Raw genomic sequence first — 15,610 nt, forward strand, 5'->3', positions numbered from 1 at the left:
AATGGTTAAGAGTCAGAGACAAAAGATCAATCTTATAAGAAATAAAACTGTGTTTAGTATAGTTTTGGTGGGAATGATTTGCATATTTTTGGTTGTTTTGTCCGCTTATAGCGCAGAGCTTAAGATGACTAATAACCAGCTCGACCGAAACAACAGGATTTTGCAGGACGAGATAGATACGCTAGATGTAAAGATTAAAGCTGCCAATAGCCTAGAACACATAGAGACTGTGGCAACAAGCAAACTCGGCATGGTGTACGCAAACGAGAACGAGTGCATATATCTATCAAAGACCGCTGCTCCAAAGGGAAATCTAGCGAGTATAATAAAGGAAAACGCATATAAATAAAGGCGTTATCAGCTTGCATAAAACAGCCGACAACTGAATATCGCAGTTTGTCGGTTTTTTCATAATAAAGGGTAAAGGGATTGCTAAATGGCAGAGAGAACCAAAACTAATTTAAAGAGCAAAAAAAGGATAATATTCGTATTCGGAACCATGGCACTTCTTTTGATTCTGCTTCTATTTAGAATGGCTTGGATACAAGTTGTAAGAGGAAGCGAATACAGCGATATGGCAAAGGATCAGCAGAAGAGAGATATTCCAATCCAGGCAAAGCGTGGTTCTATCTACGACAGAAACGGAGAGGAACTCGCGTCGAGTGCAACTTGCTATACGCTTTGGTTTAGACCTTCGCAGATTAGAGAAAATTATCCTGGTGATAAGCTCACAGAAGTAGCAAATAGAATTTCTGTAGTGCTAGGAATGGAAAGCGAAGAAGTTTTGAACTTGCTCAAGTCGGACCAGGTTTTAATAAAGGCGGCAAAATACCTTGAGAAGGATACGGCAGATAAACTTTCAGATCTAGATATCTCGGGAATCGAAATTACAGAGGATACAAAGCGTTTTTATCCTATGAAGAGCTTCGCGGCAAATCTTCTGGGCAGTGTAAATGACGAGGGTGAAGGAAGAAGCGGAATAGAATACCAGTATAACGAGTATCTTAGCGGAACGACTGGACGTGCGGTAATCGAAGCCGATGTAAACGGAAATCAGCTATCAAATGGAAACAGCAAGTACTATGAGGCTAAGGATGGCCTTAATGTAGAGCTAACTATAGATGAAGTGCTGCAGCACTATCTAGAAAATGCTGTTGCAACGGGAATGAAAAAAACTGGAGCTGAGCGTGTTAGCGGAATCGTGATGGACCCTAAGACTGGAGAAATTCTAGCTATGGCTACGAATCCTACCTTTGATCCAAACGATCCAACAAAGCCAGTTGGCGAGGATGCGCTAAAAGTTTACAACAAGCTTAGTAACTCCAAGAAATCGGAATATCTAAATAGAATGTGGGGAAATGCACTTGTCAGCGATGTGTATGAGCCGGGATCAACATTTAAGCTTTTGACATCGTCTTCTTCACTAGAAGAGGGTCTTGTTACACCAGATACACCGTTCTATTGTAAGGGATTTTATGAGGTTTCAGGGCTCAAAATCTTTGACGCTGATAGAAAGCCTCACGGCGCAGAGACATTGACTCAGGCTGTAGGACAGTCTTGTAACCCGGTGCACATGCAGCTTGCGCTGAACATGGGCAAGGATACATTCTACAAGCATCTTGAGCTATTTGGAATAACAGAAAAGACGGGAATTGACTATCCTGGAGAGAGCAATCCTATAGTTACAGATTTAGAAAAGGTTGGTCCGCTTGAGCTAGCCTCTATGGGATTTGGACAGGGTATAGCTATAACGCCAATGCAGCTCATAACTGCGGTTTCTTCAATAGGAAACGATGGTGTTATGATGAAGCCTCATTTTGTTAGAAAGCTCACTGATAAAGACGGAAAGACAGTTGTAGAATTTAAGCCAACAAAGGTGAGAAAGGTTCTGTCTTCAAAGACCTGCGAGGAAATGTTAAATATAATGGAGCAGCAGGTTGACAAGTACGGTGGTAAAACTGCAAAAATGCCAGGTTACCGAATAGGCGGTAAGACTGGTACATCATCAAAGGCTGTTAATGGATCATACTCACAATCAAAGACGGATACTTCATTTATATGTATGGCACCTATAGACAATCCTAAGATTGTAGTACTAATTGTTTGTAACTCACCAAATCAGTATTATGCAGATATAACAGCTATTCCTATCGCAAAGGACTTTTTGACAAAGGCGCTACCTTATCTTAATGTCAATGCAGCAGACGATCTTAAGGAGGACTCTGAGAAGCAGAAGACAGCCTATGTGCCTGATCTTACAAATGCTTCATATAAGGATGCAAAAGCTATACTAGATGAGTATGGACTAAAGTATGAAGTTAGACCTGCACTTACAGACGATGAGAAGAAGGATAAAGATCTAGACTTCACAATTGTGGACCAATACCCTAAGGGTGGAAAAAAGATAGATAAAAAAGAAATCATTTATTTGTACAGAAGCTAGGAAAAATCAATGGAAGAGTTAAGAGCTAGACAAATTGCAGATGCAGTTAAAGGAAAGCTGATTCGTGGAAACGGAGATGAAGCAGCTACTGATATCTGCATAGATTCAAGGAATGCAAAGAGCGGAGACCTATTTTGTGCCATGGTGGGCGAATTTAATGACGGACATAGGTTCATGAAATCTGCCTACGATAATGGTTGCAGGATGATGCTCATATCAAAAGAAGAAACAGCTGAGACAGTACCAGAGGATTGCGCTTTAATCCTTACGGATGATGCGATGTACGCGCTTCAGGAATTATCTGCGTGGTACATAGCTCGTTTTGATATGAAGAAGCTTGCAGTAACTGGAAGCGTTGGAAAAACAACGACCAGAGACATGATTTATGCCATTCTAAAAAAAGGCTTTAATGCCGGAACTAGCAAGGCTAATCTAAATAGCGAGACGGGCCTTCCGATTACGCTTTTGAGCTTTGATGGCAGTATGGATGTAGTTGTTGTTGAGATGGGAATGGATGCTTTAGGTCAGATAAGCAGGCTCACAGAGATTGCAAAACCAGATGTCGCAGTTATAACTAACATCGGATACTCGCATCTTGAAAAACTTGGAACACGCGAGAATATTTTCAAAGCAAAGATGGAAATTGTCGAGGGCTTTGACGAATCAAAAATTCTCGTTGTAAATGCAGATGATGACATGCTTGAGACTATTGATGAGGATAAAGTTCCATATAGGATTATTAGAGCAGGCAAGGCCGAAAATGCTTATGTTCGCGTTTCGGCTGTGGAAAACCTCGGTTATGATGGAATCGCTTTTGATTTAGTATGCGAAGGTGAGAAGCATCATGTGAAGCTTGGCATTATGGGAGAACATAACGCTCTAAATGCAGCGCTTGCAGCAGCAGCTTGTAGATCCATAGGTATGAATTTTGATGATATAATTGATGGACTTCAGGACATAGAGATGACGGGAAGTCGTTTGAGATTTGTTGAGGCTGGCGAGGTTAACATAATAGACGATGCATATAATGCGGCACCGGAGTCGATGATTTCAGCGCTCAAAACCTTAGTTAAGAGTGAAGGAAAAAGAAAGCTTGCAGTTCTTGCAGGCATGAATGAGCTTGGGGCTGTGCGCGAGGAATCTCATCGCAGAGTGGGAAGAGAGGCGGCAAAGCTTGATCTAGATTTGATGATTACCGTAGGAAGCGATGCTTCACTTATTGCAGAAGAAGCAGCTTCTGAGGGAATGGATAAGAGTAAAATGCTTCATTTTGATAGCAGAGACGCTCTAGCAGATGTTATTAACGATTATCTTAAAGCGGGCGATCTTGTGCTTTTGAAGGCATCGAGAAGCTATGAGCTTGAGAAGCTGATTGACAGCATAAATAAGTAAATGCCGATGCATTTATAAGAAGGGAACTTGATATTATGGAACGATTTTTTCTGGTTCTGCTAGTAGGACTTGCGATGTCTGCGGTTCTTACGGCAGTAGAAATACCGTTACTTAAGAAAAAACAATTTAAGCAGTATATACGTGAGGAAGGACCTGAGTCGCATCAAAAGAAGTCAGGAACGCCAACGATGGGCGGAATCGCCATGATTCTTGCGCAGCTTGTGGTAGTTTTAATCTTTGGAGGCTTCGGTGCAGAAAACCTAATGATGATCTGCGTCATGCTACTCTTTGGAGCTATCGGCTTCTTTGATGATTTCATTAAGGTTGCAAAAAAGCACAACCTAGGTCTTAGGGCTTGGCAGAAGATAGTTCTTCAGGTTGGATTTGCAGCGGTCTTAGGCATATACATTTCCATGTTCTCAGATTATGGAACCAAGGTTTTCATTCCTTTCTACGGCCAGTACATAGAATTTGGAGTTTTCTATATTCCATTTGTAATTTTAGTTGTTGTAGCTATGGCAAACAGTGTAAACCTAACGGATGGACTAGATGGACTTTGCAGTGGAGTAACAGCTATTGTATCCATATTCTTTGCTATCATAGCAATGCAGATGGGTCAAAACTCACCGTTCGTGTTCTGCACGGCGCTAAGTGGTGTCTGTCTCGGATTCCTGATTTTCAATAAAAATCCAGCGAAACTTTTCATGGGTGATACAGGTTCTATGGCTTTGGGCGGAGCGCTTGCAGCGGCTGCTATTATGCTTAAGATGGAATTTTTGCTCATAGTCTCTGGCTTCATATATGTGATGGAATCGCTATCTGTAATCATTCAGGTTGTTTCCTTTAAATCAACAGGAAAGAGAGTCTTCAAGATGGCTCCAATCCACCATCACTTTGAAATGTGCGGATTGCACGAGAGAGTTGTAGTTCTAATATTTTGGCTAGTCAGTGCGCTTTGCTGCTTGCTGGCTTACCTAATATATATGATTTAGGTGTAAAATGAATTTTTTGGATAAGATACAGAATAAGAAAATATTGGTTGTAGGTCTTGGAAGAACTGGAAAGGCGACTCTCGAAATGCTAGGAGGAAAGGGCTGCGAGCTCTATGCTCAGGATAGCAAGGCTAGAAATGACATGGATGAGGCTCTTGTAGCGCTGATAGATAGGACATGTAAACATGCCTTTCTAGGGCAGGATCCAGATGATACAAAGTTTGACTACGTGATTATGAGCCCTGGAGTAAGCCCTGAACTAGAATTTATTCATAGGGCTGAGAAAACTGGAGCTGAAGTAATTGGAGAGCTAGAGCTTGCGTATAGACTTTGTGACGGAACCTTCGTTGCCATAACTGGAACTAATGGTAAGACAACTACCACAAGTCTAGTTGGAGAAATCTTTGAGAAATCAAAGAGAAGGACTTCGGTTGTCGGAAACATTGGTAAGGCTGTAATCGGTGCCGCTATCGAAGCAACAAAAGATGACTGGCTTGTAACGGAAGTAAGCAGTTTTCAGCTAGAGACAACTAAAGAATTTAGACCGCTAGTTTCTGCAATATTAAATCTGACACCTGACCACTTAAACAGGCATCATACCATGCAGGCCTACGGTGCAGCTAAGGCTAAAATCTTTGCAAATCAGGATGAAGGTCAGTATTTAATCATAAATTATGATGACAAGCTTTGCTTTGATTTGGCAAAGAGTGCTAAGTGCACAGTCGTGCCTTTTAGCAGAAAAGAAAAACTTAACTATGGCGTAATTTTAGATGATGAAAAGATATATGTAAATGATAGAAATGACAAGGTTTACATATGTGATAAGAGCGATATTAGGATAATAGGCGATCATAATGTCGAAAATGTTTTGGCGGCAGTCGGCATATGCTACTTTGCAGGAATAGATAAGGAAGTCATAGCCGAAGCGATAAGAAATTTTGGCGGTGTTGAGCATAGAATAGAGTTCTGTGCAGAGATTGATGGCGTTAAATACTATAATGACTCGAAGGGCACAAATGTAGATGCATCGCTAACCGCACTAAGAGCAATAAAGAAAAATGTTCTTTTGATTGCTGGCGGTGATGGAAAGCAGCAGGACTTTGATGTGTTTACATCAAACTTTGATGGAGCTGTAAAGAAACTTCTTCTATTTGGAAGAGATGCTCATATAATAGCTGAGTCTGCAGATAAATGTGGATTTACAGAATACGAGAACTTCAGCAATTTGGATGAATGTGTTGAAAGAGCTCATGCGCTTGCGAGAAGCGGTGATACTGTTTTGCTTTCACCTGCATGCGCAAGCTGGGATATGTACGAAAGCTATGAAAGACGCGGTGAACACTTTAAGCGCTGCGTTGAGAAACTCAAATGAATTAAATTAGGGTATTGGAATGAAAAAATTGCTAAAGCTAGGAAAACTGAATAATTTAAAACACTGTGACCCTGTGCTTGTCGTCCTTATTACCATATTGACGGTGTTTGGCGTGGTTATGGTTTTCAGTGCCAGCTACTACAGTGCAATAAACACTTCAGGAACGCCATATGCTTTTCTTTGGAAGCAAGGATTCTTTGCGGTCAGTGGATTTGGCATAATGATGTTTACTTCACTAATAGACTATCATAAGTATAGGCGGTTTGCTGTTCTAATTGCCATCATTGAGGTTTTGATGCTATTTATGATATTTACGCCTCTTGGCGTAACTGTCAATAATGCTCGAAGATGGGTAAAACTTGGAATAACCATCATGCCTGGAGAACTAGCAAAGCCAACCATCATTATCCTTGGCTCTGCATATTTTTCGGCGAGCAAGGAAAGAGCAAAGAGCATGATGGGTCTTGCGCCTATAGTTGCCTACACTCTATTTGTGTGCGGAATGATTGTGCTTCAGCCAAACCTTTCGACTGCGATAACGGTATTTTTGATCTCGGCAGGGATAGCCTTTATCTCTGGAATGCACTGGGGATACATAGGACTTTTAGTTGGTGGACTATCGCTGGGAAGCATATATTTAGGCTTCTTTAGCTCAGGCTATCAGCACGATAGAGTTGTAAGCTTTTTGAATCCGTTTAAATACTCCCTAGAAGGGGGATTTCAGGTAGTTCAGTCTTTACTTGCGCTTGCTACGGGAGGACTTAGAGGTAGAGGACTTGGAAACAGCGTGCAGAAGAATCTATACTTACCGGAACCACAAAATGACTTTATACTCGCTATCATAGGTGAGGAGCTTGGCTTTGTTGGCGTTGCGGCCCTTCTTATGATATTTGTAGTTGTCGTTTGGAGAATATTCTGTATTGGCCTAAATGCAAAGGATAGCTTTGGAACCCTTCTTGCTTCGGGTGTTGCGATAATGATAGGGGCTCAGGTAGTTCTTAATGTTGCAGTTGTAACATCGTCTATGCCACCTACAGGAGTTGCACTTCCGTTCATAAGCTACGGTGGTAACGCACTGTGGATTTTCATGTTCCTTATCGGCGTAGTGCTAAATGTTTCGAGACAGCAGAGAGAGGATATCTAATGAAATTTGTGATGACCGGTGGAGGTACTGGGGGACATCTATATCCAGCGATAGCAATCGCGGAGCAAATAAAGAAGGTCCAGCCTGATAGTGAAATCATTTTTTTGGGTAGTAAGGACAGCATAGAAGCTGAAGTTGTGCCTAAGAACGGCTATGAATTTCATGCAGTTCCATCTAGATGGTTTTACAGAGGCAATGGATTTTTTAGCGATATGCGCGAGTTTGTCAAAGCGTGTAGCTTTACGATTGCGGGCATTTTTAAGTCCATAAAGCTGATAAGAAAATTTAAGCCAGATGCTGTTATCGGAACTGGTGGATTTGTCAGCGTGCCTGTCATAATTGCAGGTAAAATTTGCGGAGCAAACTGCTATATCCACGAGCAAAACGCCTACCCCGGCATAGGAAATAGATTTACATCAAAGTACTGCAAAAAGGTTTTCCTTGGCTTTGAGGGAGCGGAAAAAGTATTCAAGCAAAAGATAAAAACCTCATATACAGGAAACCCTGTAAGGGCTGAGTTTACGAATCTCGATAGAACTGAATCGAGAAAGAAACTAGGCATAGCAGATGAGGATTTTGTAGTATTCTCCTTTGGAGGAAGCCTCGGATCAAATGAGATAAACGGCGTGGCGGAGGCCTACGCGCGTAGAATAAAAAAAGGCGATAAGAGAACTTTGATCTTCGGAACGGGAACTAGGTTCTTTGATGATACAAAGGATAGACTATCAAAGGCTACCAGGGAAGAAGGAAAACTGATCGGTGAAGCAGGTACGTCGTTTATAGATGGGCAAATTAGACTTTTTCCGTATATAGATGGTATGGCTGATGCCATATCGGCTTCAGACCTTGTGATTTGCCGTGCAGGTGCACTATCTCTTGCTGAAATAACAGCATGTGGCAGGGCTTCGATTATAATTCCTTATCCATGGGCGGCAGACAACCATCAGTATTATAATGCCAAGGTTGTCGCAGATTGCGGAGGCGGACTGCTGTTTGAGCAGGCTGATGTCGATGTAGAAAAGCTAAGTGATTTGATAGAAGAATTATCAAAAGACAAGGATAGAATTGCAAAAATGGAAGCGGCCAGCAAGAAGCTTGGCCAAATGCGAGCAAGTGAAAAAATAGTTGATGAGATAATGGAAAAGAATTAATGAAAAAAGGTTTATTGGGTAAGCTCAAGGCATTCAAGGGAAAAAAGAGGGAAGATGTAAGTGACGATGCACTTGAAATGCTTGAGGAAGAGCACAAAGAGGATGGCGCTGCAGATGCCGAAGCTCAAGTAGAAAATTCAGATGAGGCAGAGGAGGAGACAGAGGTCTCTGAAAGTGCAAAAGCTGAAACTGAGCCTGAGCCTAGTGAAAATGCGAGTGATAATGGCGAGAAAAAGCAAATTACTACAGAAGAAGAACTCGACGAAGAGATATATCGCAGAATCGCTCTCAAACATGTGGAAAGGCAACGCAAAAAGCACAGGAAGAAACATTACTTCCTGAGATTTGTCGTGCTCCTATGTATAGGAACTGGCGTGTTTTTATTTCTAAAATCAAACTACTTCAACATAAAGAGCTTCTCGGTCGAAGGAAATAGCTATTACACAGATGCCGAGGTCATTTCCATGGCAAAGGCAAAAAAGGGTGTTAATCTAATCTTTGATGCGGGACTTTCTGACATCAAAAAGAACCTGAAGGGGAATCCATATTTTGAGGATATTTACGTAAAGAGAAGCCTCCCGGACAAGCTTATCATAAGCGTTAAGGAGAGACGGCAGACGGCGGCCATAGTGTACGGCGAAAGCTTTGTTGTAATCGATGAAGATGGAACGGTTTTGAGAAAGGCAACCGTAGATCCTCAGGTGACACTTTTGACAGGTCTTACAATAAGCAAGATGAACATCGGAGAGAAGGTTGAGGTTGAGGAATCAGATGCGCTGAAGATGACTTTGAGGATGCTTTCGGCAATGAATAAGGGCGATCTTTTCTTCAAAAAAATTGATGTATCAAAGGTTCTCATAAGAGCATATATTTATGACACTCTTTCTGTCAAAGGAACTCCTAAGGAGCTCATGCAAACCATTCAAAGAGGGGAGCTACAGAAGGTCGTAAATAACCTCTTCAACGATAAGATAAACAGGGGAACAATCAAGGTTGGAGGCAGTGATTATATGTCCTTCACGCCAGAAATTGACGCTTAAGAAAATATTTACATAAATTCACTTTTCTATCAAAGAAAAAGAGTGCAAAAGGGCGGCGTATATGGTAAAATTAGAGTATATTTGCAAGGTAAGGAGGCATTGAGATGCTGCAGTTCGAAACGGAAAAGGATAATTCCGCTGTAATCAAAGTAATCGGAGTCGGTGGCGGCGGCTGTAACGCTGTTAATCGTATGATAGAAGCAGGGCTAAAGGGAGTTCAGTTTATCGCAGTAAACACAGATAGACAGGCTCTTAATAAGTGTGCTGCTGAGAATAAGATCCAGATAGGTGAGAAGCTTACTAGAGGTCTTGGTGCAGGAGGAAACCCTAGAATGGGTCAGGAGTCTGCACAGGAGACTATAGAGGCTATTTCAAATGCTGTAGAAGGTGCCGATATGGTATTCATCACAGCTGGTATGGGTGGCGGAACAGGAACTGGTGCTGCACCTATTATCGCTAAGGTTTCCAAGGACATGGGAATTCTTACAGTTGCAGTTGTAACTAAGCCTTTTACCTTTGAGGGTCGCAAGAGAATGAAGCAAGCTGAGCAGGGCCTAGGCTACCTAAAGGAGTTCGTAGACTCACTAGTAGTAGTTCCTAACGACAAGCTTCTCGACATAAGCGACAAGAGCACAACAATGATTGAGGCTTTCGGCAAGGCAGACGATGTACTTCGTCAGGGTGTTCAGGGTATCACAGATATCATCTCTGACTTCGCAATCATCAATACTGACTTTGCTGACGTTAAGTCGGTTATGACAGATAGAGGCATAGCTCACATGGGTGTTGGCCGTGGTAACGGTGAGAACAGAGCTGTTGAGGCAGTAACTCAGGCTATCGAGAGCCCACTGCTTGAGACAACAATCTCAGGTGCTGGCGCCGTTCTTCTATACATCGCTGGTAGAGAGAACCTCGGAATGCTCGAGATTAACGAGATGACATCGATGGTTCAGGAGAAGGTAGACGAGGATGCAATCTTCATCTTCGGTGCTGCTGTTTGCGACGATATGGAAGATGAACTTTCAATAACGGTAATTGCAACAGGCTTTGCTAAGAGCCAGGATAAGGTAGACTTCAGACCGGCAAGCAATACCGTTGGTCTTGACGAAAAGCGCGTTACTACAGAAGAGGGACTCACAGGAAGAGAAGTAACTCTTGGAGATATCTTTGATAGAGGCCCATCTGTAGACGAAGAAGAGGATTCATTGTTCGGAATTCCATCTTTTCTCAAGAAATAGAAAAAATATATAAAGCCGGCCTTGCCGGCTTTTTCGTGATTTAAGGATAATTATGTCAAACTATATAGAATCGCCGGATAACCAAAGATTCAAGGCATGGTTGAAGCTTCTCAGGCACAAATATAGGGAGAAGCAGCAGGAATATTTAATCGAGGGTAGCAATATTTTGAGAGATGCTCTTGGGGCAAACGCGAAGATTAAAGAACTTCTAATCTGCTATAGCGATGAGAAGGGATATGAGCTTAGCTCATATATTTCGCAAGAGTTAGCTGAGGCCTTACAGAAGACAGGCGCTAAGATTTTCTTCTTAAACGAAATTCTTTTTGATAAACTTCAGGATACAGAGAACGGAAGAGACATAATTGCAGTAGTTAAGATGCAGGGCTTTGAGACACTGGGAGACGCTAGGTCGTTTCATGAGAAGTGCACTTTGGAAAGGTCTGGCTTCGCCAATGAACGTGTAGGTGATGCGTGCAATATCCAAAGTGATAGGAGTAGCAACATTGTTGTCCTAGATAGGCTTCAGGATCCTGGTAACATCGGAACCATAATTCGTACCTGCGATGGGGCAGGATTCATGGCAGCAATAGTCATGAAGGGAACGGCCGATGTATATTCTGCCAAGGTCATAAGGTCTGCTGCAGGCTCGTTATTCAGGGTTCCTATCATTAGGCTAGATAGCAATGAGGAACTTTTAAGGCTCGTGAGAGATAATAAGCTCTCGCTCGTAGCAACTGGCTTTGATACGGATAGCTACTACTTTGATGAGAAGCTAGATAGCGATTTAGCTCTCGTTATCGGAAACGAGGGAGGCGGAGTTTCAGAGGAAATCTTTGATGCCGCAGACAAAATTGTGAAGATACCGATGTGCGGAGAGATAGACTCTCTCAATGCAGCAGTATCTGCAGGAATAATCATGTACGAGAGCATGAGACAGAGAAAACAAGCTGAGTAATCAGTGTAATAAATTATGAAAGAGGTTTAAACTATGCAGGAAAGACTAAAGAAAATGCTCGAAGAAGCGCGTGAGCAGCTTAGCGCTGCAAACACAGAAAAAGAAGCTGAGGAAATCAGAATTCGATTTTTGGGCAAAAAGGGTCAAATTACAGAAGTACTGCGTTCGATGGGCAAGCTTGCTCCAGAGGAGAAGAAGGAACTCGGTAAGGCTGCAAATGAAGTAAAAGAGAAGATTGCTGCTGCGCTTGAGGAGAGAGCAAATGCAATCAAAGAGAGAGTGAAGCAGGAGAAACTTGCGGCTGAGACTATAGACGTGACCGAACCAGGCGTAAAGGAGAAAATCGGTGTTAAGCACCCAGTAACTCAGGTTATAGAGGAGATTACTGATATCTTCCGCAGCATGGGATATTCGGTTTACGAGGGACCAGACATTGATACGGTATTTAATACTTTTGATGGGCTAAATGCTCCAGCCACTCACCCAGCAAGGGATATGAGCGACACCTTCTACATTAGCAAGGACATCGTTATCAGACCTCATACCTCTTCAGCAGAGATTAGAGCTGAGAAGGAGTTAACACCTCCATACATGATTGTTATTCCAGGAAGATGTTATAGATGCGACACACCAGATGCAACGCATTCACATACCTTCCACCAGATAGAGATGATGGTTGTCGGAGAGGATATCACCATGGCTGACCTAAAGGGTACTCTTGACCTTATGGCAAAGAAGCTCTTTGGACCTAAGACCATGACGAAGTTCAGACCACATCACTTTCCATTTACAGAGCCGAGTGCTGAGATGGACGTATCTTGCTTTAAGTGTGGCGGAAAAGGCTGCAATGTGTGCAAGGGAAGCGGCTGGATTGAGATTCTTGGATGCGGTATGACACATCCGCATGTACATGAGGCGGGCGGCATTGATACAAACAAGTACACAGGCTTTGCTGTCGGAATGGGCGTAGAGAGAATCGCTATGCTGAAGTATGGAATTGACGATATAAGATTGCTCTATGAGAACGATACAAGATTCATTGAGCAGTTCAAATAGGAGGCGCAGATGCTAGTTTCAATAGATTGGATAAAGGATTATGTTAAGCTCGACAAGTGGCCGAAGGACAAGGAGTTCTGTGACCGCATGATCATGAGCGGATCGAATATAGAAACAATCTCATACCTTGGTGAGGGCATTGAAAATGTCAAGATTGCTAAGGTTTTGAGCATAGATAAGCACCCAGATGCTGATAAGCTAGTAGTTTGCCAGATGGATTTAGGCAAGCTTGGAAAACTTCAGATTGTAACAGGTGCAAGCAATCTCTATGTTGGGGCTTATGTCCCAGTGGCAGTTGACGGAAGCGTGGTTCCAGGACCTCTTCACGGACAGCCAAAGCAGGAGGGTGGCGTAAAGATAAGCGCAGGTGAGCTTAGAGGAGTTAAGTCTGATGGTATGATGTGCGGACCACAGGAGCTTGGAATAGCTGATAAGTGTGCACCTCTTGTATCAAAGGATGGAATCTGGCTCCTTTCAGGAAACTATGAAGATAAGCTCGGAGAGAATATCGATGAGGTTTTAGGTCTTAAGGATGCAGTTGTAGATTTTGAGATAACACCTAACAGACCTGACTGTCTTTCAATGATAGGTATGGCAAGGGAAGCTGCAGCTACATTCGGCGGAGAACTTGTATATCCTAAGACAGAATGCAACACTTTGACAGAGAAGTCATCAGACTACATACAGGTTGAGGTTAAGAGTGATCTTTGTAAGCGCTACACAACAAGAGTAATCAAAGACGTGAAGATAGAGCAGTCACCTTGGTGGCTTCAGAAGAAGCTCATTGCAGCAGGAATGAGACCTATCAACAACATCGTCGACATCACAAACTTCGTAATGATGGAGTACGGACAGCCGCTACACGCTTTTGATATCAGAAGTCTAGCAGGTGGAAAAATCGTTGTAGATGTCGCAGAGGATGGATCAAAGTTCACAACACTTGACGGAGTTGAGAGAACTTTTGATGACAGCATGCTTATGATAAACGATGCAAATGGACCTGTAGCTGTTGCAGGTGTTATGGGAGGGCTTGATTCAGAAATCAAGCCTGATACTGAGACTGTTGTTCTTGAATCAGCTAACTTTGTTGGCTCTTCAGTAAGGCAGACATCCAAGAAGCTAGGACTTAGAACTGAGGCTTCAGCAAGATATGAGAAGGGCATAGACCCTAACCTCTGTGAGGAAGCAGCTGACAGAGTTTGCGCTTTGATAGATGAGCTTGGCTACGGTAAGGTGCTAGAGGGTTCAGTCGATATCTATAAGAGTCCAGAGCACCCACAGGTGGTAAGCGCTAGAGTTAGCAGAATCAACAAGGTTCTTGGAACTGATCTTTCTAGAGAAGAGATGGTAGCTATACTAGAGTCTCTAGAGATGAAGGTTCAGGGAACTGGAGACGATATGATAGTTACAGCTCCAACAGTTCGTCAAGATATCCTTAAGGAAGTTGACTTTGTAGAGGAAATCGCTAGAATGTACGGCTACGATAACCTTCCAAATACACTTCCTAAGCTAGATGTTAAGGCTGAGAACAGCTTGAGCTGGGAGACAAGAAGAAAGCTTAGAGATCTACTTTGTGCAATGGGTGCTGATGAAATTCAGACATTCTCATTTATCAATCAGAAGATCTTTGATGCGTGCAGAATAGACGAAGAGTCATGGGAGAGAGATACAGTAGATATCATCAATCCTATGGGAGAAGATACAGCTGCTATGAGAACCATACTTACACCGGGCATGCTTGAGGTTCTAGCAAGAAACTATAGCAGAAGTGTAGAGGGCGTTAGAGCCTTTGAGATAGGCAAGGTTTTCAGCAAGAACTACATTCAGTCAGAGGGACTTCCAGATGAGAGCTTTGATCTTTCAATTGGAGTTTACGGTAAGGACGAGAGCTTCTTCACTCTCAAAGGAATGGTAGAGTGCATGTTTGATATGATGGGTATCAAGGATGTTAGCTATATAGCAGAGTCAGAGTATGGAATTTACCACCCGGGCAGATGCGCAAGAGTTGTCAAAGTGACAGAAAAGGGCGAAGAAGTTGAGCTTGGAATCATGGGTGAGGTTCATCCTGATGTTGCATCAAACTACGGAATCGGTGATAAGGTTTACTGCGGAGAGTTCTTCCTAGACAGACTGATTGAGTTCTCAAGTAGAGAAATTCAGTACTCTAAGCCACCTAAGTATCCATCAACATCAAGAGATATCGCTATGGTAGTTAGTGAAAGCACTCCGGTTGCCGAGATAGAAAAGGTAATCAAGGAAGCGGGCACTGAGATTCTAAGAAGTGTTAAGCTCTTTGATATTTATAGAGGAATACAGGTAGGAGCTGGTAAGAAGAGCGTCGCATATAGCTTGACATATAGGCATGACGATAGAACTCTTACCGATGTTGAGACAGAAGAAGCGCACGCAAAGGTTGTAGAAGCACTAAAGAATAATCTGGGTGCGAGCATCAGAGATAATTAGAAATCCTGAGTTCTGCCCGAGGAGGTCAAAATGAGCAAGGTAGATGTAAAAATTTATAATCAGGTTTATACGATTGCCGGAGACTACAGTGAAGAAGTCATCCAGAAAATTGCGGGGCATGTTGATGAGCAGATGAACATCATAGGCAAGGCTGGTCTTGACAATGCAAATGGCTCAGTGGCACTTCTTGCAGCCGTAAATATTACGGAAGAGCTTATGCTTGCAAGGGACGAGGTAGAAAGACTCAGAGCTGATAATGAAAAGCTCAAGGAAGAGATGAAGTACTACATGCAGATGTGGGAACAGTCAAAGAAGAGCTCACAGAACAATAAGGAAAATGTGAGCGAGCTTCAGGGCAGAATCA

Annotated in this window: 11 protein-coding genes and 2 pseudogenes; all 13 read left to right on the top strand. The window is 42.7% G+C overall.

The annotated features are described in order from the left end of the window. The first annotated feature begins 1 nt into the window (after nt 1). The 13 genes and pseudogenes from ADJ67_01955 to ADJ67_02015 all read left to right on the top strand — a co-directional run bounded on the left by ADJ67_01955 (nt 2) and on the right by ADJ67_02015 (nt 15,528). The gene (locus ADJ67_01955) at nt 2–349 is read left to right on the top strand and encodes a hypothetical protein (protein AKT46576.1); all 348 of its coding nucleotides are present in this window, start codon (nt 2–4) and stop codon (nt 347–349) included. Between the two features lie 150 nt (nt 350–499). Further along, complete coding sequence (locus tag ADJ67_01960; GenBank protein ID AKT47631.1) at nt 500–2,443, top strand: hypothetical protein; 1,944 nt, start codon at nt 500–502, stop codon at nt 2,441–2,443. Between the two features lie 9 nt (nt 2,444–2,452). After that, nucleotides 2,453–3,835, top strand: coding sequence for a hypothetical protein (locus ADJ67_01965; protein AKT46577.1), 1,383 nt, complete (start codon nt 2,453–2,455; stop codon nt 3,833–3,835). A gap of 35 nt (nt 3,836–3,870) precedes the next feature. After that, nucleotides 3,871–4,827 carry a phospho-N-acetylmuramoyl-pentapeptide-transferase gene (locus tag ADJ67_01970; protein ID AKT46578.1) on the top strand — a complete coding sequence of 319 codons (957 nt, stop codon included), beginning with the start codon at nt 3,871–3,873 and terminating at the stop codon, nt 4,825–4,827. A gap of 7 nt (nt 4,828–4,834) precedes the next feature. Beyond that, complete coding sequence (locus ADJ67_01975) at nt 4,835–6,199, top strand: UDP-N-acetylmuramoylalanine ligase (protein ID AKT46579.1); 1,365 nt, start codon at nt 4,835–4,837, stop codon at nt 6,197–6,199. A gap of 46 nt (nt 6,200–6,245) precedes the next feature. Beyond that, nucleotides 6,246–7,343, top strand: a complete 1,098-nt coding sequence (locus tag ADJ67_01980) for a cell division protein FtsW (protein AKT47632.1) — start codon at nt 6,246–6,248, stop codon at nt 7,341–7,343. Next, nucleotides 7,343–8,494 (top strand): hypothetical protein, encoded by a 1,152-nt coding sequence (locus tag ADJ67_01985; GenBank protein AKT46580.1) that lies wholly within the window; start codon nt 7,343–7,345, stop codon nt 8,492–8,494. The genes ADJ67_01980 and ADJ67_01985 overlap by 1 nt, the downstream gene beginning before the upstream one ends. Beyond that, nucleotides 8,494–9,534 (top strand): hypothetical protein, encoded by a 1,041-nt coding sequence (locus tag ADJ67_01990; GenBank protein ID AKT46581.1) that lies wholly within the window; start codon nt 8,494–8,496, stop codon nt 9,532–9,534. The genes ADJ67_01985 and ADJ67_01990 overlap by 1 nt, the downstream gene beginning before the upstream one ends. 104 nt (nt 9,535–9,638) lie before the next feature. Continuing rightward, nucleotides 9,639–10,772, top strand: coding sequence for a cell division protein FtsZ (locus ADJ67_01995; protein ID AKT46582.1), 1,134 nt, complete (start codon nt 9,639–9,641; stop codon nt 10,770–10,772). Nucleotides 10,773–11,274: 502 nt separating this feature from the next. Next, nucleotides 11,275–11,727: pseudogene (locus ADJ67_02000) on the top strand (hypothetical protein). A gap of 33 nt (nt 11,728–11,760) precedes the next feature. After that, on the top strand, nt 11,761–12,783 hold the full coding sequence (gene pheS / locus ADJ67_02005) for a phenylalanine--tRNA ligase (protein ID AKT46583.1): 1,023 nt from the start codon (nt 11,761–11,763) through the stop codon (nt 12,781–12,783). Between the two features lie 9 nt (nt 12,784–12,792). Next, on the top strand, nt 12,793–15,246 hold the full coding sequence (locus ADJ67_02010) for a hypothetical protein (protein ID AKT46584.1): 2,454 nt from the start codon (nt 12,793–12,795) through the stop codon (nt 15,244–15,246). A gap of 30 nt (nt 15,247–15,276) precedes the next feature. Then, nucleotides 15,277–15,528, top strand: a pseudogene (locus tag ADJ67_02015) (hypothetical protein). The last annotated feature ends 82 nt before the right edge of the window (nt 15,529–15,610 follow it).

The organism is Eubacterium sulci ATCC 35585 (assembly GCA_001189495.1).
GTDB lineage: Bacteria > Bacillota > Clostridia > Peptostreptococcales > Anaerovoracaceae > Eubacterium_B > Eubacterium_B sulci.

What these genes read in the sequence shown, in the direction of transcription:
- ADJ67_01990 (AKT46581.1), top strand. Translation starts at nt 8,494, where the DNA reads ATGAAAAAAGGTTTATTGGGTAAGCTCAAGGCATTCAAGGGAAAAAAG.
- ADJ67_01955 (AKT46576.1), top strand. Translation starts at nt 2, where the DNA reads ATGGTTAAGAGTCAGAGACAAAAGATCAATCTTATAAGAAATAAAACT.
- ADJ67_01985 (AKT46580.1), top strand. Translation starts at nt 7,343, where the DNA reads ATGAAATTTGTGATGACCGGTGGAGGTACTGGGGGACATCTATATCCA.
- ADJ67_01975 (AKT46579.1), top strand. Translation starts at nt 4,835, where the DNA reads ATGAATTTTTTGGATAAGATACAGAATAAGAAAATATTGGTTGTAGGT.
- ADJ67_01995 (AKT46582.1), top strand. Translation starts at nt 9,639, where the DNA reads ATGCTGCAGTTCGAAACGGAAAAGGATAATTCCGCTGTAATCAAAGTA.
- ADJ67_02010 (AKT46584.1), top strand. Translation starts at nt 12,793, where the DNA reads ATGCTAGTTTCAATAGATTGGATAAAGGATTATGTTAAGCTCGACAAG.
- ADJ67_01970 (AKT46578.1), top strand. Translation starts at nt 3,871, where the DNA reads ATGGAACGATTTTTTCTGGTTCTGCTAGTAGGACTTGCGATGTCTGCG.
- pheS (AKT46583.1), top strand. Translation starts at nt 11,761, where the DNA reads ATGCAGGAAAGACTAAAGAAAATGCTCGAAGAAGCGCGTGAGCAGCTT.
- ADJ67_01965 (AKT46577.1), top strand. Translation starts at nt 2,453, where the DNA reads ATGGAAGAGTTAAGAGCTAGACAAATTGCAGATGCAGTTAAAGGAAAG.
- ADJ67_01960 (AKT47631.1), top strand. Translation starts at nt 500, where the DNA reads ATGGCACTTCTTTTGATTCTGCTTCTATTTAGAATGGCTTGGATACAA.